The sequence below is a fragment of the Pantoea sp. B550 genome, from assembly GCF_024158165.1.
GTDB lineage: Bacteria > Pseudomonadota > Gammaproteobacteria > Enterobacterales > Enterobacteriaceae > Pantoea > Pantoea alfalfae.
The window spans coordinates 1,622,050-1,640,836 of the sequence record NZ_JAMYXI010000003.1; the positions used below are offsets into that span (position 1 = coordinate 1,622,050).

Consider the following 18,787-nt stretch of genomic DNA (forward strand, 5'->3'; position numbering starts at 1 on the left):
TGCTGCTCCTTAGCGCGGTGCCTGCCAGATACGTTGCTGATAGTCACGAATGGAACGGTCCGAACTGAACATGCCGGTTCGGGCCGTATTGAGGATGGCGGCGCGGGTCCAGCCTTCGGGGTCACGCCATAGCGCTTCCACCCGTTGCTGCGCCTCGATATAGGCCTGGAAATCGGCCAGCACCAGCCAGGGATCGCCGTGTTTCGTCAGGCTCGCCAGCATCAGGTCAAAGGCGTGCTTATCCCCGTCACTGAATTTGCCCTTCTCCAGCGATTTCAGTAAATCGTCCAGCGGCTTGTTCTGCTTACGCACCTTTTTCGGGTTATAGCCTTTCGCCTTGAGCGCCTTCACCTCATCCACGGTGTGACCGAAGATAAAGATGTTCTCCTCGCCCACCTGTTCGGCAATTTCGACGTTGGCACCGTCGAGCGTGCCAATCGTCAGCGCACCGTTCAGCGCCAGCTTCATGTTGCCGGTGCCGGAGGCTTCATAACCGGCGGTGGAGATCTGCTCAGAGAGATCGGCCGCCGGGATCATCTGCTCGGCCACGGTGATACGGTAGTCAGGGATAAACACCACTTTGAGTCTGTCGCCAACACGTGGATCGTTGTTCACCACCTCCGCCACTTTGTTAATGGCGTAGATGATGTTTTTGGCGAGGTAATAGCCCGGCGCGGCCTTGGCCCCGAACAGGAATACCCGTGGCGTAAAGGTGATATCTTCCGGGTTATGACAGAGCGTCTGATAGCAGTAGAGGATATGCAGCAGACTGAGATGCTGCCGCTTGTACTCATGCAGTCGCTTGATCTGCACATCGAACAGCGCAGCCGGATTCACGATGATGCCGGTATGCCGCGCGATATACTCTGTAAGCTGCGCTTTGTTCTGCTGTTTGATGCTGCGATAGCGCTGACGAAACGCCTGATCGTCGGCATAAGCCTCCAGACCGATCAATGCATCAAGGTTATTGGCCCACTCGGTTTTCAGCGTCTCATCAATCAGCCCGGCCAGCGCCGGGTTACACTGCTTCAGCCAGCGGCGCGGCGTAATGCCGTTGGTGACGTTATGGAATTTTTGCGGCCAGAGCTGGTGATACTCCGGAAAGAGATCGCTGACCACCAGACGGGAGTGCAGCGCTGCCACGCCGTTGACCGCAAAGCCGCTGACGACGCAGAGATTGGCCATTCGCACCTGACCGTCAGCCACCACCGCCAGCTTGTGCCACATCGCTTTGTCATCCGGCCAGCGCTGCTTCACCTGCTTTTTCAGTCGCTGATTAATCTCTTTGATAATCAGCATGTGGCGCGGCAGCAGACTGCGCATCAGCTTCTCATCCCAGCGCTCCAGCGCCTCTGGCATCAGCGTGTGGTTGGTGTAGGCAAACAACCGGCTGGTGATCTGCCATGCTTCATCCCAGCTCAGCTGATGCTCATCCAGCAGCACGCGCAGCATCTCCGGTATAGCGATGGTCGGATGGGTATCGTTGAGCTGGATCACTTCGAAGTCTGGCAGGCTGTGAATGCTGCGCCCCGCCAGATGGTGACGCCGCAGGATATCCGCCACCGCACAGGCGCACTGGAAATATTGCTGCATCAGGCGCAGCCGCTTGCCAGCCTGATGGTTGTCATTGGGATAAAGAACCTTGGTGAGCTTTGCCGCTTCGATGCCGGGCTGCTCTGCCTGCAGGAAGTGGCCGTCGTTAAAGGCGCTGAGATCAAACGGATGCGCGCTTACGGCCTGCCACAGGCGCAGCGGCAGCGTCACGCCGTTGCGATAGCCGGTAACCGGCAAATCCCAGGCCTCGCCGCGCAGCGTAAAATCGGGATGCCAGCGTACACCACCGTTTTCCAGCTTTTCAACCCGGCCGCCCATCGCGACATCAACATCCAGCGCCGCGTTGTGACGGAACCACGGATAGCGCTCGCGCTGCCAGTCATCGGGCGTTTCAATCTGCTTACCCTCGTCAAAAGACTGGCGGAACAGGCCGTACTGGTAATTAAGCCCGTGACCGGTGGCAGACTGCCCTACCGTTGCCATTGAATCCATGTAGCAGGCGGCCAGTCGTCCCAGCCCGCCGTTACCGAGCGCCGGATCGACCTCCTGCTCCAGCAGTTCGGTTAAATCGAGCTGCTGCTCAGCCAGCGCCGCCTTAACCTCGTCATACCAGCCGAGATTCAGCAGATTGTTGCCGGTCAGACGACCAATCAGAAACTCCATCGACAGATAATTAACATGGCGCTGCTGCACCGCCGGACGCGGTGCCGGTTGCGCGGCCAGCAGTTCTGCCAGCACCGCACTCACTGCCTGCCACGCCTGATGCGGGGTCATCTGTTGTGCGGAGAGGAGACTTAACTGCTGCCACTGGCGGGTCAATGCGGCGTTAAAACGGGCTTTATTAAATTTCTGCTGCGGCATAGCACTCCCTTCTGTTACGCAATGAGGTGAAGCAAAAATAGAAAGCGCACGGGCTGGCAACCGGGTACCAGCAATCGTTAAGTAAAGACGGGAGTGAGGAAAAAAGCGACAGCAATCAAAGAAAAACGCCAGCCGGGCGGCTGGCGTGACAGGAATCAGCAGAGTTCGAGGTGAACCTCATGCTGCTCAATCACTTTCATGACGCTGGCGGGCGGCATTTTGTCGGTGTAGAGATAGTCCAGCAGACTCATGTTGCCAAGGTTAACCATGGCGTTACGGCCAAACTTCGAGTGATCCACCACCAGCATCACACAGCGTGAATTTTCAATGATGGCGCGCTTGGTGCGGACTTCGTGATAGTCGAACTCCAGCAGCGATCCATCCATATCGATGCCGCTGATCCCCAGGATGCCGTAATCGAGCCGGAACTGGGAAATGAAGTCGAGCGTCGCTTCCCCCATCACCGCGCCATCGCGGGTCCGTACTTCACCGCCTGCGATAATTACCCGGAAATCGGGCTTGCCCATCAACAGCATCGCGACGTTGAGGTTGTTGGTCACCACGCGTAAGTCGCTATGGTTGAGCAGTGCATGCGCCACCGCTTCCGGCGTGGTGCCGATGTCGATAAACAGCGTGGCCCCATCCGGGATCTGACTGGCAACACGCTGCGCAATCCGCGCTTTCTCCGCTGACCACATCATTTTACGATCGTGCCAGGCGGTATTCTCAGAGCTGGAAGGAAGCGCCGCGCCGCCGTGGTGACGCTGAATTTTATTCTGATCGGCCAGATCGTTGAGATCGCGACGAATGGTTTGCGGGCTGACCTCAAAGTGATCCACCAGCTCCTCAGTACTGACATATCCCTGACGACGGACTAAATCGATAATCGCATCATGACGTTGCGTCTGCTTCACGTTCCTCTCCTGTTAACCCGCTTATATCCTGTCTAACGACGCGTGACGTTACGCGTATCCACCAGCGCCATTGCCAGCCCGACGACCAGACCGGCGACGTGCGCCGCGTTAGCAATCGCCAGACCAAAGACGCCGAACCAGCCAATCACCAGCCAGACCAGCGCAAAACCGATCAATCCCCTTTCAAGATAGACGCCGCTGTCTGGATCGCGCTCGCCGCGCAGCCAGCAGTAACCCATCAGCGCATACACCACGCCCGACAGGCCGCCAAACCAGATGCCACTGAACTTCGCCTGCAGCCAGCCGCTGAGCAGCGCCGAAATCAGCATAATCACGAACAGTTTGCCGCTGCCAAGACGCTTTTCGACCGCGCCGCCGAGATACCACCACCACATCAGATTAAACAGGATGTGCAGCAGTGAAAAGTGCAGCAGCGCATGGCTGAACCAGCGCCAGACCTGCAGATGCTGGTCGGCATCCGGCCAGGAGAGCCACGCCATTACGGCCTGATCGCCCATCACCTGCATCAGAATAAACACGGCGATACAGAGCACCATCAGGGACAGGGTCAGCGGACCGGCCCGCTCGCGGATGTTCGCCCAGATGTTGCTGCGCTCATAGCGCAGACCGCTGTCGGTCTTGCCGCTATGCCAGCTGGCGGCCTGATAGCGCGGATGGTTAGGATCGTGCAAAAACTGCTGAAGCTCGTTTTCGACCACTGAGATCTTGCTCTCGTCATCCAGCATGATGACGTAGTGATTTTCATGCTCGATGCGCAGCGTGATGCCCTGCGTCGCCATGTAGTCCACAAACGCCTGCGCCATGCGCGGCTGATTAAACTGGGTAATGCGCATCAGTAACTCTCCATGTGACGGGCAGCAACTTATTCGCTGCCGGGGGCAACCTGCTGAGGGAAGGCGGCACGCCAGGCATCAAAGCCGCCATCAATGCTGTAGGCCGCGCTGAAACCCTGTCCCAGCAGATATTGCGCCGCGCTTTTGCTGCTGTTGCCGTGATAGCACATCACCAGCACCGGCAGGCTGTGGTCTGCGCCACTGACAAAGGCGCTGAGGTTGGTGTTGGTCAGATGCAGCGCGCCTGTCGCATGACCCAGGGCATAACTTTGCGGATCGCGGATATCCACCAGCAGTGCACCCTCAGCCAGATGCGCCTGCGCCTGCTTCACGTCAATACATTCGAACATTTCCATGGGATCTCTCATAACAGCGTCGTAATGGTGCGTAGTGTAACCCGAGAATCCACGCCGATAACCTGACAATCGTTACGGCTATCTGTTTTTTTGGTGGGCAGAATGTTAGCTATATCACGCAAAAATGTTTTTACCCGGTTAAAAGCTGGCGTCAATGTTGGTTTGCGATTATGATTATGCTCGAAAACGAACATTAATGAACTATTCCGAACATCGGAGGAGATGACGTGGAAACCAAAGACCTGATCGTGATCGGCGGCGGCATCAACGGTGCCGGCATTGCAGCAGACGCTGCAGGACGCGGACTGTCGGTGTTAATGCTGGAGGCGCGGGATCTGGCTTGCGCGACCTCCTCTGCCAGTTCAAAACTGATTCACGGCGGCTTGCGCTACCTTGAACATTACGAATTCCGTCTGGTCAGTGAAGCACTGGCCGAGCGTGAAGTCCTGCTGAAAATGGCGCCGCATCTGGCGTTCCCGATGCGCTTCCGTCTGCCGCACCGTCCGCACCTGCGCCCGGCGTGGATGATCCGCACCGGTCTGTTCATGTATGACCATCTCGGTAAGCGTACGAGTCTGCCAGGCAGTAAAAGTCTGCGGTTTGGCGCGGATTCGGCCCTGAAGCCGGAAATTACGCGCGGATTCGAATATTCTGACTGCTGGGTCGATGATGCCCGCATGGTGGTACTGAACGCGCAGGAAGTGGTGAAGCGTGGTGGTGAAGTCCGTACCCGCACCCGCGTGACCCGAGCCTGGCGCGAAGGCGGCCTGTGGAAAGTTGAAGCGGAAGATGTCGACAGCGGCAAAACCTTCACCTGGCAGGCGAAAGGCCTGGTCAACGCCGCTGGCCCATGGGTTAAGCAGCTGTTTGATGACAGCCTGAAGCTGAAATCGCCTTACGGTATTCGCCTGATCAAAGGCAGCCACATTGTGGTGCCGCGCGTTCATACCGAGAAGCAGGCTTATATTCTGCAGAACGAAGATAACCGTATTGTGTTTGTCATCCCGTGGATGGATGAGTTCTCAATCATCGGTACCACCGATGTGGAGTACAAAGGCGATCCGAAAAACGTCAATATCGACGACAACGAGACAGCCTATCTGCTGAAAGTGTTCAACGGACACTTTAAAAAGCAGCTGACCGCTGACGATATCGTCTGGTCCTATTCCGGTGTCCGTCCGTTGTGTGATGATGAATCCGATTCACCGCAGGCGATCACCCGTGATTACACGCTGGACGTGCGCGACGATAATGGTCAGGCACCACTGCTTTCCGTATTTGGCGGCAAGCTGACCACCTATCGTAAGCTGGCGGAACATGCGCTGGAAAAACTGGTGAAGTACTACCCGAACGCGGGTCCGGCCTGGACAAAAAACTGCGTATTGCCGGGTGGCAATATCTCCGGCACCCGTGAAGATTATGCAGCCAGTCTGCGTCGTCGTTATCCATTCATCAGCGAAAATATGGCGCGCCACTTCTCGCGCACTTACGGCAGCAGCACGGAAACCCTGCTTGCTGGCGCGAAAAGTCTGGATGACCTGGGTGAGAACTTCGGACACGAATTCTACGAAGCGGAACTGCGTTACCTGGTACAGCATGAGTGGGTGCGTGAACTGGATGATGCTATCTGGCGTCGTACCAAACAGGGTATGTGGCTGACCAAAGAGCAGCAGGCTCGCGTTGCCGAGTGGCTGGCAGCGAAAGCGAAACCCGTCCTGTCACTGGCCTCCTGAGCAGAGAGTTAAAATACAGAAAGCAGGCTTCGGCCTGCTTTTTTTATGGCGGTTCATCGGACAACTATTCGGATCTATTTCAATACTCACGTCCAGAGTAAACGCTAGATGAAAATTAACTCTGGATCACACTTTTTTTGATAATCAGTTACGACCAGCAATATTCACTGCTGTAACTTTTACTTCATGTATCGCAGCCTAAACTCATCCCTTCGCTTATCTCTTACTCCCTTTCTCTATCGTTACCTTAAATCTAACGTTCAGCTTTTTTGCTTAATTGAACGATGCATTAAGAAAGCTCAGACTTTCTTCAGCATAAACGAAGCAACAGCGATTCTAATCAGGAGGTTGAAATGAACACAGGCCAAACGCCTGCCCGGGAGTGGAACACACGCCGCAGTGAAAAAGCGCGTCGTATGGCTTCCTTTCCCCTTGATGGCAAAGTCATTCCTTCAGAAAGAGCTACAGAAGCCCTGGAAACACTCATTGCACCAGGCGACCGCGTGGTGCTTGAAGGGAATAACCAGAAACAGGCTGACTTCTTATCCCGCACGCTGGCAGCGGTGAATCCGGCAAAGATTCACGACCTGCATATGATTATGCCGAGCGTCGGCCGCAGTGAGCATCTCGATATTTTTGAAAAAGGCATAGCCCGCAAACTCGACTTCTCTTTTTCCGGTCCGCAAAGTCTGCGCATGTCTCAGCTGTTACAGGATGGCCAGTTGGAAATCGGCGCTATCCATACCTATATCGAACTCTATTCCCGCCTCTATGTTGATCTTAGCCCAAATGTGGCGTTGATTGCCGGATACAAAGCCGACCGCAAAGGCAACCTCTATACCGGCCCGAGCACCGAAGATACCCCGGCACTGGTGGAAGCCGCCGCGTTTCGTGACGGTATCGTGATAGCCCAGGTCAATGAGCTGGTCGATGACGAAACCGACCTGCCTCGCGTCGATATCCCCGGCTCCTGGATTGACTACGTCGTCGTCGCAGACAAACCGTTCTTTATCGAGCCGCTGTTTACCCGCGATCCACGCCTGATTAAACAGGAACATATCCTGATGGCGATGATGGCGATTAAAGGCATCTACGCCGAACACCAGGTGCAGTCGCTGAACCACGGTATCGGTTTTAATACCGCCGCGATTGAACTGCTGCTGCCAACCTACGGCGAGCAGCTCGGCCTGAAAGGTAAAATCTGTAAACACTGGACGCTGAACCCGCATCCAACGCTGATCCCGGCGATTGAGAGCGGCTGGGTCGAGAGTGTGCACTGCTTCGGCGGTGAGCTGGGAATGGAAGAGTATATCCGCGCCCGTCCTGACATCTTCTTTACCGGCAGCGACGGCTCAATGCGCTCTAACCGCGCTTTCTGTCAGCTGGCCGGCCAGTACGCGGTCGATATGTTTATCGGTGCCACCCTGCAGGTTGATGGGCTGGCAAACTCCTCTACCGTGACGCGTGGTCGTCTTTCCGGCTTCGGCGGTGCACCGAACATGGGCCACGATCCCCATGGCCGTCGTCACGCCACGCCCGCCTGGCTGAACATGATCACTGAGCCAGACCCGATGCAGCGCGGTAAAAAACTGGTGGTGCAGATGGTCGAGACCTTCCAGGCAGGCGCGAAACCGACCTTCGTTGAAACCCTTGATGCGGTTGAGGTCGCCAAAACCTCCGGCATGCCGCTGGCACCGGTCATGATTTACGGCGATGACGTGACCCATGTGCTGACCGAGGAAGGTATCGCCTATCTCTATCGCGCAGAAAGTCTTGAAGAGCGTCGCGCTATGGTTGCTGCTGTTGCGGGCATTACCGACATCGGTCTGGGTGTGGATGCGGCACGCGTCGCAGCCCTGCGTAAAAGCGGCAAAGTGGTCTACCCGGAAGATATGGGTATCCGCCGCTCTGACGCCACGCGTTCACTGCTGGCAGCGGGCAGCGTCGCTGACCTGGTTGAATGGTCAGATGGCCTGTACAACCCACCTGCTAAATTCCGGAGCTGGTAAATGAAACTCCTGTCACAGACTCAAGCCGAGGCGCAGTCCAGCCAGCTGGCAACGATGGCGCGCGATTGTCTGATCGATGAAGCACGTCTGAGCCCTAAGCCGGGTCTGGTCGACAGTCGGGGAAACGGCGCGCATCAGGATCTGACGCTGGCGCTGATGGAGCGTTCCGCTCACAGCCTGATGCCAGCCTTTCTGGCGCTGGCCCGTCACAGCTGGCTGCGTCCTGCTGATATCGCCCTGCGCGAAACGGTAGGCCGCCTGGGCCGTGACGGTGAGCAGCAGATGATGGCGGCAACCGGCGGCGTTAACACCCATCGTGGCGCAATCTGGGCGCTGGGATTGCTGGTGAGTGCCGCGGCCATGCACGGCGGCGCTGCCAGTGCCGACCAGCTGACCCGCACCGCCGCTGCACTGGCCAGCCTGCCCGACCGGGCAGCACCAAAGCTGTTCAGCAAAGGTTTGAAAGCGACGCACCGCTATCAGGTGCCCGGCGCACGCGAAGAGGCGCAACAGGCGTTTCCTCATGTGATGAAGCTGGCGCTGCCGCAGCTGCTGTCCAGCCGGGCGGTGGGTGCCAGTGAGAGCGAAGCCCGCCTGGATGCGCTGATGGCGATCATGACCTCGCTCAGCGATACCTGCGTGCTGTCTCGTGCGGGTATGACCGGACTGAACGCCATGCAGCAGGGCGCACGCGCCGTACTGCTGGCGGGAGGCTGCCGCACAGCCGCAGGTCAGGTGGCGCTGTCGCAGCTCGACCAGCGCATGCTGGCGCTCAATGCTTCGCCTGGCGGGGCCGCCGATTTGCTGGCCACGACGCTGTTTATTGATCGGGTCTGCTCGCCTGAACATTCTTATTTTTAGAGGCCATTATGGAACACATCACATTATCTTTACCTGCTAACCGCCTGCTCAATGGCAGAGCGCTGGCCGGGGTCGTTGGTTCCGGTGATATGGAAGTGCTGTACACCGCAACTGAAGGCCAGACACTGAATATCGATATCACCACCTCACTGGATAACAGCGACGCGCGCTGGAAGGCGCTGTTTGATCGCCTGAACTTAATAAACGGCCTGCCCGCCGGAGAGCTGATTATTCACGATTTCGGCGCGACACCCGGCGTAGCGCGTATCCGTATTGAACAGGTTTTTGAAGAGGTGAGCCATGCGTAACGATGCCAGTTTTATTGAATTACGGGCTCGTGAACGCGCCCATGCGCTGCTGGATGCAGGCAGCTATCGCGAACTGCTTGATCCGTTTGAAGGCATTATGTCGCCATGGCTGGCCCCGCAGGGCGTGGTGCCTCAGTCAGATGACGGCATGGTAGTGGCGCGCGGTACCCTGAATGGTCAGCCTGCAGTGGTTGTCGCCATTGAAGGCACCTTCCAGGGCGGCAGCATGGGCGAAGTTTCCGGGGCGAAAATGGCGGCAGCGCTGGAGCTGGCGGCAGAAGACAACCGCAACGGCATTCCGACTCAGGCGGTGCTCTGCCTGGAAACCGGTGGCGTGCGTTTACAGGAAGCAAATCTTGGCCTGGCGGCGATTGCGGATATTCACGCAGCGATTGTCGATCTGCGTCGCTACACCCCGGTTATCGGCATCGTCAGCGGCACCGTTGGCTGCTTCGGCGGGATGTCTATTGCTGCCGCGCTGTGCAGCTACCTGATTGTCACGCGTGAAGCCCGTCTGGGGCTGAACGGTCCGCAGGTGATTGAGCAGGAAGCAGGCATTGAAGAGTATGACTCACGCGATCGCCCGTTTATCTGGAGCATGACCGGCGGCGAAATCCGCTACGCCAGCGGCCTGGTCGATGCGCTGGTGAGTGACGGCATCAACGCGGTGAAAACCGCCATGAATGACTTTATTGCCAAAGGCGTTCCGGCCCAGAACCGCAGTGATAACTATGCCGATTTCCTGTCACGTCTGTCGCAGTTTGATACCCGCCAGCAGGCGGACACCGCGCAGATTAAACAGCTTTTCGCCCGGGAGGAGAAATAATGACTCAGACAAGCAGCCGCGGTGCAACCTGGCTGGAAAAACTCGCACCCAATGCACAGCGTCTTAGCGGCCTGTGTGCCTCTGTTCAGGTGGCTGACGGCCAGCTCAATGGCGAAAACGTACGCTTTATTGCCGTTGTGCCCGATCCCCAAAACCACTATCCGCGCGCCGCGCAGGGTGAAGTCGGTCTGCTGGAGGGCTGGACGCTGGCGAAAGTGGTGAATGAAACGCGCGAAGCAGACAAAAACAGTGCCGTGAAACGCCCGATTGTGGCGGTGATTGATGTGCCGAGTCAGGCCTATGGCCGCCGCGAAGAGGCATTTGGTATTCATCAGGCGCTGGCCGGTGCGGCGGGGGCTTATGCCAACGCACGCCTTGACGGTCATCCGGTGATTGGCCTGATTGTTGGCAAAGCGATGTCCGGTGCGTTCCTGGCACACGGCTATCAGGCTAACCGACTGATTGCGCTTAACGATCAGGGTGTGCTGGTGCATGCCATGGGCAAAGCATCGGCGGCGCGTATTACGCTGCGCTCCGTGGAAGCGCTGGAAAAACTGGCTGCGACCATTCCACCGATGGCTTACGACGTGAATAACTTCGCCACGCTGGGCCTGCTCTCCGATCTGCTGAACGTGGGCAATCCTGATGCGCCGTCTGACGCTGATGTGGCGATGGTCGAGATTGCGCTGCACAAGGCGATTAGCGACGCTCGTCAGGATCCGAGCCTGAAAAGCCGCCTGGGTGCATCCAATCGTCACAGCTCCTCCCTGGTTCGCGAACGGATGCGCGCGACCTGGTAATCATAAAAAAAATAAACCTGCCGAAACCGGTCTGACGGGGCGCATCGCTAACTGCGCCCCGGAGCAGTGGCCGTGTTCAGAATTATAAACATCGCTGTTTTTTAAAGAATTCTTCTTAATTACAGGTGATTTATGATTTATATAATTGTTCATGCCCTTGCTCCGATCTTTGTCATTATACTGCTGGGTTTCTGGGCCGGTAAGGCCGGAATGGTCAACAACAAAGACGTCTCTCTGCTGAATATTTTCGTCATGGATTTTGCACTGCCCGCCGCGCTGTTCAGCGCAACGGTACAAACGCCCTGGCCGGGCATCGTGGCGCAATGGCCGCTGATTGTGGTTATTACCGGCGCAATGTGGATTACTTATGGAGCTGTCTATTTCGCGGCTACAAAAGTTTTCAAAAAGTCACCGCAGGATGCGGCTGTGTTAACACTGACGGTGGCGCTGCCAAATTACGCCGCGCTGGGCCTGCCCATTCTGGCCAGCGTGCTGGGTGAAAATGGTGCCACTTCGCTCTCGGTAGCGGTCTCCATCGCCTGTGGTTCAGTGCTGCTTACACCGCTTTGCCTGCTGATTCTGGAACGTGAAAAAGCGTTTGCCGACGGCACCGAACACGGTTCAACCCTGACCATGCTGCCGATTCTGATGTGGCGTTCAGTGAAAAAACCGATCGTACTGGGACCGTTGATTGGCGTGGTGTTATCAGCGCTGGGCGTTAAAATGCCTGATCTGGTGCTGGCCGCCATCAAACCGCTGGGTCTTGCTGCCACCGCCGCTGCACTCTTCCTGACCGGTGTCATCCTGTCGGCACGCAAACTGAAACTTAACGCGGTGGTGGGCGTCGGCACGGTGACTAAACTGCTGATTCAGCCCTTTATCGCCTGGGGTCTGGTACTGGCGCTGGGGCTTAACGGTTCAGTGGCCATTACCGCTATCCTGATGATTGCGCTGTCAGCCGGTTTCTTCGGCGTGGTATTCGGCAACCGCTTTGGCGTGCAGTCGCCCGATGCTGAAGCCGTGCTACTGTTGAGCTCGATTCTGTGTATTTTATCGTTACCGCTGTTCATCACGCTGACATCAGGAATGTAATATGAGTGCGCCGCGCCCCCACGATCTGCTCTGGCTGCGTCACAGCGACGCGTTAGCTGCGATTAAAGAGAACTGGGTCAGCACATTCTGGCATCCCGATCTGCCGGTGGTGGTACGGCGCGATCACCGTGAATCCGGTCTGATTCCGGTGGGTGTGCGCGGTGAGCGACGTGAGCAGCGCGCCGCCGGCTGGATTAATCCAGCCGATATTGTCCGGACGGTGACGCCAGAGAGAGTGGCAGAACGGGCATGGCTGCTGGATTCACCCTTTACCGCTTATGCGCCGGTTCGCGCGGCGATTACGCTCAGCGAGTCTCTCTGGCCCTGGCATTGGGGCATAACCGGCAGCACCGGTTATGCGCTGGCGACGCAACGGCCCACGCTGCATGCTGCCAGCGATCTTGATTTAGTGATCCGCGCCCCGCAGCCGCTGCCGCGCGATGCGCTGCAACAGTGGCAGACGCTGACCGACTCGCTGGACTGCCGGGTGGATACCCAGGTGGAAACGCCGTCTGGCGCGTTTGCGCTGAACGAGTGGCTGCGTGAGGGTCGCGTGCTGTTAAAAACCGATACCGGACCGATACTGACCGCTTCACCCTGGAGCAGGGAGAATTCATGAAAATACTCTTTACCTTTCCCGGCCAGGGCACCCAACGAGCCGGGATGCTGCAGCATCTGCCCGACGGCGACGCGGTATTAAACAGCGTGCGCGCGGTACTGGGCGACGAGACCGACCGGCTCGACAGCACTGATGCGCTGCGCCACACCCGCGCCGTGCAGCTCTGTCTGCTGATTGCCGGAGTCGCCTGGGCGCGCGAGCTGATCCGCCGTGGAGTGAAACCGGACATCGTCAGTGGTCTGTCGATTGGTGCATTTCCCGCTGCGGTGATCGCCGGTGCGCTCGATTTCAGCGACGCCCTGCGGCTGGTTGCACTGCGCGGCGATCTGATGGAGCAGGCTTACCCGCACGGATATGGCCTGACCGCCATCACCGGTTTAACGCTGAATCGTCTGGAGAAGCTGCTGGCTGGCAGCAATACCTACATCGCCAACCTGAATGCGGAAACGCAGATTGTGATTGCCGGTCGTGATGAGGATATGGCTGTCGTGGCGCAGAAAGCGCTGGATGCCGGTGCCAGCAAAGCGATCAGACTCGCGGTGAGCGTGCCGTCGCACTGCGCGCTGCTGGACAAGCCCGCCGCCGAACTGGCGCGCGCGTTTGCATCCGTCACCCTCTCCCGGCCCGATTGCGCTTATCTCAGCGGCTCAACCGGACGGGTGATTTGGGAACCGGAGAAGATTGCTGACGATCTCGCCTTTAATATGGCGCGCACGGTGCAGTGGAATGATGCGATGGTTGCCGCTAATCAGCGCGATGCCCGACTGGCGATCGAGATGCCGCCGGGCAATGTGCTGACGGGCCTGACACTGCAGGCGGGCTGGCAGGGCGAAGCGATCTGCATGGAGCGCAACAGCGTCGGGGTGGCGCTGCATCTGGCTAAACGGCTCAGTCAGTAAGGCTGCGGGCGTACATCCGCCCTTCTGCCGCCAGGGCCAGCAGGTCATTATCGCGTTCGCGACGATGTGAGTAGACAATCGAGATCTGCTGACGCATCTGACAAGGCTCAGCGAGCGGCAGCAACTGAATGTTGTTTTCATACACCTTCTTCATTCGTCCCGGAATCAGCGCCAGGCCAATGCCCGCCTGCACCAGGCTTATCATTGAGAAGATGTCATTTACCTGGGTGACTATGCGCGGTTCAAATCCGGCTATCTGAAACGCCTCCTGCGAACCGGTATAGGTGGCAAATCCCTCAGCCAGTGAAACAAAATCCCGGTCGGCAAAATCACGCAGATCCACCGGGCCGGTTTCCTCCCGCGTCTCCCCGGCTGGCGCAGCCAGAAAAATACTGTCTTCAAACAGCGGAATCACATCAAAATGCGCATCGCTGAGTTCGCCCTCATCGGTGGCGATCAGAATCGCATCCAGCACGTCATCTTCCAGCATATTCATGAGCATCTGATTGGAGCCCATGGTCAGATCAAGCTCGAGCGTGGGCCGACGCAGTTTCATGCCCATGATCAGCCGGGGAATGGTTTCAAGCGTTAGCGAGTAGAGTGTGCCAAGCCGCAGACGACCCACGCCGATACCCGCCACCTTGCGCGCCTCTTCAATACCTTTACCCATCAGGGTAGTCACGTCGCGACAGTAGTCCAGCAGCGTCCAGGCGGCAGGCAGCGGCACCAGATTACGGCCTTTGTGAATAAACAGCGGACAGTCAATGCCCTCTTCCAGCGTGTGCAGCGCGCGATGCACGCTGACACTGCTCAGCGCCAGCGCTTCCGCTGTGCGGGCGATATTCCCTTTGCTCATAAACATCATAAAAACGCTGAGCTTGCGGAAGGTAATTTCCTGATTGATGTTGTCACTCATGGGCTGCGGTTGCCTGTCGGATCGTTTTGCTTTTCCGCATAGTAGCGATTCTCAGCCGGAGTGTAATGATCTGGTTCGCTCTGTGGGCAGATACAGGCACCGAGGTCATAAGATGCTGAACCTTCTGAAAAAGCGACGGGGTGGCGGGAATGCCATGAGAAAAGATGACAATGCGGCCGGTTACCCGGCCGCAAAGAACGTCAGAAAGGCATACTGCCCGACCCTACAGCCTTATTGGTGTAATGTTCCAGATCTCATCGGCGTACTCCTGGATGGTACGGTCCGACGAGAAGTAGCCCATGCCCGCGATATTTTTCGCCGCGCGGCGCTGCCACTCATCCGGTTTACGGTAGAGCGCATCCACCTTATCCTGGGTATCCACATAGCTGCGATAATCCGCCAGTAACTGGTAGTGATCGCCAAAGTTAACCAGAGAGTCGAACAGATTGCGGTAACGGCCCGGATCCTGCGGACTAAACACGCCAGAGGCAATCTGAGTCAGCACCTGGTGCAGCTCTTCATCCCCTTCGTAATAGTCACGCGGGTTATAGCCGCCCTTACGCAGCGCTTCGACCTGCGGCGTGGTATTACCAAAGATAAAGATGTTCTCTTCCCCGACGTGATCCAGCATCTCAACATTGGCCCCATCCAGCGTACCGATTGTCAGCGCGCCGTTCAGCGCAAACTTCATGTTACTGGTGCCGGACGCTTCCGTCCCTGCGGTCGAGATCTGCTCAGAGAGATCGGCCGCCGGGATAATGATCTGCGCCAGACTCACGCTGTAGTTCGGGATGAAGACCACCTTCAGTTTGTTCTTCACCTGTGGATCATTGTTGATCACATTCGCGACATCGTTAATCAGATGAATAATATGCTTGGCGACGTAATAGGCCGACGCTGCTTTACCGGCAAAGATATTCACGCGCGGCACCCAATCCGCCTGCGGATCGGCCTTGATGCGGTTGTAACGGGTGATCACATGCAGCACGTTGAGCAACTGACGTTTGTACTCGTGAATACGCTTGATCTGGACATCAAACAGCGCGTTCGGGTCGAGCACCACATCCAGATTCTTCGCCACCCAGTCTGCCAGCCGACGCTTGTTCTGATGCTTGGCAACCGCGACTTTTTCAATAAACGCCGGATAGTCGATCTGTGCTTTCAGCTCATCCAGCTGGCTGAGATCGGTACGCCAGTTGCGACCAATCTCCTCATCCAGTACCTCTGATAGCGCCGGGTTCGCCAGCGCCAGCCAGCGACGAGGGGTGACGCCGTTGGTTTTATTGCAGAAGCGGCCCGGGAACAGACGGGAGAAGTCGGCAAACAGCGACTGGACCATCAGGTTAGAGTGCAGCTCTGACACGCCATTCACTTTATGACTGACGACGACGGCCAGCCAGCCCATGCGTACCCGGCGTCCATCGTTCTCGTCGATGATCGAAATGCGCGACAGCAGATCCAGGTCATCAGGATAGTGATCCTGAATCGTCTTAAGGAAGAAGTCGTTAATCTCGAAAATGATACTGAGGTGGCGCGGCAGGATCTTACCGATCATATCGACCGGCCAGGTCTCGAGCGCTTCAGTCATCAGCGTATGGTTGGTATACGAGAAGACCTGACAGCAGACGTCAAAAGCGCTGTCCCAGCTGAATTTATGTTCGTCGATCAGCAGGCGCATCAGTTCGGGAATCGCCAGCACCGGATGGGTATCATTCAGGTGAATGGCGATTTTATCCGCCAGGTTGTCCCAGGTCTGATGCATCCGCCAGTGACGGTTCAGAATGTCCTGCACCGTCGCGGAGACAAGGAAATACTCCTGACGCAGACGCAGCTCACGGCCTGAGTAGGTCGAATCATCCGGATAAAGCACGCGCGACACGTTCTCTGAGTGGTTTTTATCTTCCACTGCCGCGAAGTAGTCGCCCTGGTTGAACTTACCGAGGTTGATCTCGTTGCTGGCCTGCGCGCCCCATAGCCGCAGGGTGTTTGTGGCATCAGTGTCGAAGCCGGGAATGATCTGGTCATAGGCCATCGCCAGAATCTCTTCAGTCTCCAGCCAGCGCACTTTGGTGCCTTCGTGCTGAACACGACCGCCAAATCGTACTTTGTAACGGGTATTGAAACGCTGGAATTCCCATGGATTACCATACTCAAGCCAGTAATCCGGCGACTCTTTCTGCTCACCTTCCACAATGTTCTGTTTGAACATGCCGTAATCATAGCGGATGCCATAACCGCGGCCCGGCATGCCCAGCGTCGCCAGTGAATCGAGGAAACAGGCCGCCAGGCGACCCAGACCACCGTTGCCCAGCCCCGGATCGTTCTCCTCTTCCATCAGCTCGGCCAGATCCAGACCCATCTCATCCAGCGCCTGGTTGAGATCGTCATAGATCCCCATCGCCAGCAGGGCATTCCCTAAGGTGCGACCCATCAGGAACTCCATCGACAGGTAATAGACCTGGCGGACATCCTGAGAGAGCTGGGCACGGCTGGAACGCAGCCAGCGCTCCACCATCCGGTCGCGCACCGCCAGCAACGAGGCATTGAGCCACTCGTGCTTGTTGGCGATCGAGGGATCTTTGCCGATGGTAAACATCAGTTTGTAGGCAATCGAATGCTTTAAGGCATCAACCGTCAACGTTGGTGAGGCGTAAGTGAAAGGTGCATTCATATCCAGTTTTCCCAATCCGTTACATCAAACGTTGGTAGAGATCACGGTAGGCTTGTGCGGCCACCTGCCAGCTAAAGTCCATCGCCATCGCCTGGCGCTGAACGTAACGCCACAGTGAAGGACGGGACCACAACACAAACGCGCGCCGGATGGCCCGTAACAGCGACCAGGCATTGGCATCTTCAAAGCTGAAGCCACTGGCAATACCGTCGGCCAGGTTCTCCAGAGAGCTGTCATTGACGGTATCCGCCAGCCCGCCGGTGCGGCGCACTAACGGCAACGTACCATACTTCAGGCCATAAAGTTGTGTCAGGCCGCAGGGCTCAAAGCGACTCGGCACCACGATCACATCCGCGCCACCGACAATACGGTGGGAGAACGCTTCGTGATAGCCAATCTGTACGCCGACACTGCCCGGATGCTCCGCCGCCGCCGCCAGGAATCCCTGTTGCAGTTCGGCATCACCCTGTCCCAGCAGCACCAGCTGTCCGCCCTGCGCCAGCAGGCCAGGCAGCGCTTCCAGCACCAGGTCCAGCCCTTTCTGTTTGGTCAGACGGCTGATCACGCAGAATACCGGCGCTTTATCATCCACCTTCAGCCCCATCGCCACCTGCAGCTGCCGTTTGTTTTCCGCTTTCGCTTCCAGCGTGTCGCGGTTATAGCGCGCGCTCAACAGCAGATCGTGCGCCGGGTCCCAGATAGAGGGATCGACGCCATTAAGGATCCCGCTAAGACGGCCTTCCAGCATCCGCTGTGCCAGCAGGCTTTCCATGCCATAAGCATATTCGGCAGAGGTAATTTCATGAGCGTAAGTCGGGCTTACCGCCGTGATATGGTCAGCGTAAAAGAGTCCCGCTTTCAGGAAGGAGATCTGTCCGAAGAACTCCAGCCCATGCATGTTAAAGAACGACCACGGCAGGCCAATCTCATCCATGTGATGCGCCATGAATAGCCCCTGGTACGCCAGGTTGTGCACGGTAAAGACTGATTTAGCCGGACGACCGCGCGCTTCCAGATAGGCACAGGTCAGGCCAGCATGCCAGTCATGCGCATGCACGATCTCGGGACGCCACATAGCGTCCATGCCGCACGCCAGTTCACAGCCGACCCAACCCAGCAGCGCAAAGCGCAGATAGTTGTCGACATACGCAAACTGCGACTCGTCATGGTAAGGACTGCCGGGGCGATCGTAGAGGCCAGGCGCATCAATTAAGTAGATGCCCACACCATTAAATTCACCAAATAACAGACGTATATGACCGGCAAATGTCTCTCGCTCTGTCACGACCTGGAGATCAGGTATGCCTTTGCGCAATGCGGGAAAAGCGGGCAACAGTACCCGTGTATCCGTGCCGCCCGCAATCTGCGCCTGAGGTAATGCCCCAACTACATCAGCCAGTCCGCCCGTTTTCAGCAGCGGGAAAAGTTCTGAACAGACATGTAAAACCTGCATCCTCGACCTCATTAAGTTATCCGGCACGCTCCGCGTGCCGATTGCGTAAGTTCCGCTTATC

Annotated in this window: 16 protein-coding genes; 9 read left to right on the forward strand and 7 right to left on the reverse strand. The window is 57.2% G+C overall.

The features are described from left to right. Positions 1–9: 9 nt before the first annotated feature. From malP to glpE, 4 genes are all read right to left on the reverse strand, one after another. Complete coding sequence (gene malP / locus NIM72_RS10710; protein WP_253420282.1) at positions 10–2,415, reverse strand: maltodextrin phosphorylase; 2,406 nt, start codon at positions 2,413–2,415, stop codon at positions 10–12. 155 nt (positions 2,416–2,570) lie between these two features. Continuing rightward, entirely contained in the window at positions 2,571–3,329 is a 759-nt protein-coding gene (locus NIM72_RS10715) for a DeoR/GlpR family transcriptional regulator (RefSeq protein WP_013359303.1), read from the reverse strand. Between the two features lie 32 nt (positions 3,330–3,361). Beyond that, positions 3,362–4,183, reverse strand: a complete 822-nt coding sequence (glpG, locus tag NIM72_RS10720) for a rhomboid family intramembrane serine protease GlpG (RefSeq protein ID WP_161733705.1) — start codon at positions 4,181–4,183, stop codon at positions 3,362–3,364. 29 nt (positions 4,184–4,212) lie between these two features. Beyond that, positions 4,213–4,539, reverse strand: a complete 327-nt coding sequence (gene glpE, locus NIM72_RS10725; protein ID WP_161733707.1) for a thiosulfate sulfurtransferase GlpE — start codon at positions 4,537–4,539, stop codon at positions 4,213–4,215. A gap of 227 nt (positions 4,540–4,766) precedes the next feature. Here glpE and glpD point away from each other — a divergent pair, with 227 nt between their 5' ends. The 9 genes from glpD to mdcH all read left to right on the forward strand — a co-directional run bounded on the left by glpD (position 4,767) and on the right by mdcH (position 13,686). Further along, on the forward strand, positions 4,767–6,272 hold the full coding sequence (glpD, locus tag NIM72_RS10730) for a glycerol-3-phosphate dehydrogenase (RefSeq protein ID WP_161733709.1): 1,506 nt from the start codon (positions 4,767–4,769) through the stop codon (positions 6,270–6,272). A gap of 353 nt (positions 6,273–6,625) precedes the next feature. After that, positions 6,626–8,281: a malonate decarboxylase subunit alpha gene (gene mdcA, locus NIM72_RS10735; protein ID WP_161733711.1), complete on the forward strand. Its 1,656-nt coding sequence runs from the start codon at positions 6,626–6,628 to the stop codon at positions 8,279–8,281. Next, positions 8,282–9,142: a triphosphoribosyl-dephospho-CoA synthase gene (locus NIM72_RS10740; protein ID WP_253420284.1), complete on the forward strand. Its 861-nt coding sequence runs from the start codon at positions 8,282–8,284 to the stop codon at positions 9,140–9,142. It abuts the gene before it with no gap. Between the two features lie 8 nt (positions 9,143–9,150). Then, positions 9,151–9,450, forward strand: coding sequence for a malonate decarboxylase acyl carrier protein (gene mdcC / locus NIM72_RS10745; RefSeq protein WP_033734248.1), 300 nt, complete (start codon positions 9,151–9,153; stop codon positions 9,448–9,450). Then, positions 9,443–10,276, forward strand: a complete 834-nt coding sequence (locus NIM72_RS10750; RefSeq protein ID WP_135907562.1) for a biotin-independent malonate decarboxylase subunit beta — start codon at positions 9,443–9,445, stop codon at positions 10,274–10,276. Before mdcC ends, NIM72_RS10750 begins: the two co-directional genes overlap by 8 nt. Next, the gene (gene mdcE, locus NIM72_RS10755) at positions 10,276–11,076 is read left to right on the forward strand and encodes a biotin-independent malonate decarboxylase subunit gamma (RefSeq protein ID WP_150011130.1); all 801 of its coding nucleotides are present in this window, start codon (positions 10,276–10,278) and stop codon (positions 11,074–11,076) included. Before NIM72_RS10750 ends, mdcE begins: the two co-directional genes overlap by 1 nt. 132 nt (positions 11,077–11,208) lie before the next feature. Beyond that, a complete protein-coding gene (locus tag NIM72_RS10760) occupies positions 11,209–12,168 on the forward strand; it encodes an AEC family transporter (protein WP_253420287.1) in 960 nt (319 codons plus the stop codon). Position 12,169: 1 nt separating this feature from the next. Next, positions 12,170–12,787, forward strand: coding sequence for a malonate decarboxylase holo-ACP synthase (locus NIM72_RS10765; RefSeq protein WP_253420290.1), 618 nt, complete (start codon positions 12,170–12,172; stop codon positions 12,785–12,787). Then, entirely contained in the window at positions 12,784–13,686 is a 903-nt protein-coding gene (gene mdcH / locus NIM72_RS10770) for a malonate decarboxylase subunit epsilon (protein WP_161733719.1), read from the forward strand. Before NIM72_RS10765 ends, mdcH begins: the two co-directional genes overlap by 4 nt. Here the strand turns inward: mdcH and NIM72_RS10775 are convergent. From NIM72_RS10775 to glgA, 3 genes are all read right to left on the reverse strand, one after another. Then, the gene (locus tag NIM72_RS10775) at positions 13,676–14,602 is read right to left on the reverse strand and encodes a LysR family transcriptional regulator (RefSeq protein WP_253420292.1); all 927 of its coding nucleotides are present in this window, start codon (positions 14,600–14,602) and stop codon (positions 13,676–13,678) included. The genes mdcH and NIM72_RS10775 overlap by 11 nt on opposite strands. Positions 14,603–14,825: 223 nt before the next feature. Next, complete coding sequence (gene glgP, locus NIM72_RS10780) at positions 14,826–17,273, reverse strand: glycogen phosphorylase (protein WP_135907558.1); 2,448 nt, start codon at positions 17,271–17,273, stop codon at positions 14,826–14,828. A 19-nt stretch (positions 17,274–17,292) separates the two neighbouring features. Beyond that, positions 17,293–18,726 carry a glycogen synthase GlgA gene (gene glgA, locus NIM72_RS10785; RefSeq protein WP_161733723.1) on the reverse strand — a complete coding sequence of 478 codons (1,434 nt, stop codon included), beginning with the start codon at positions 18,724–18,726 and terminating at the stop codon, positions 17,293–17,295. Positions 18,727–18,787: the final 61 nt, after the last annotated feature.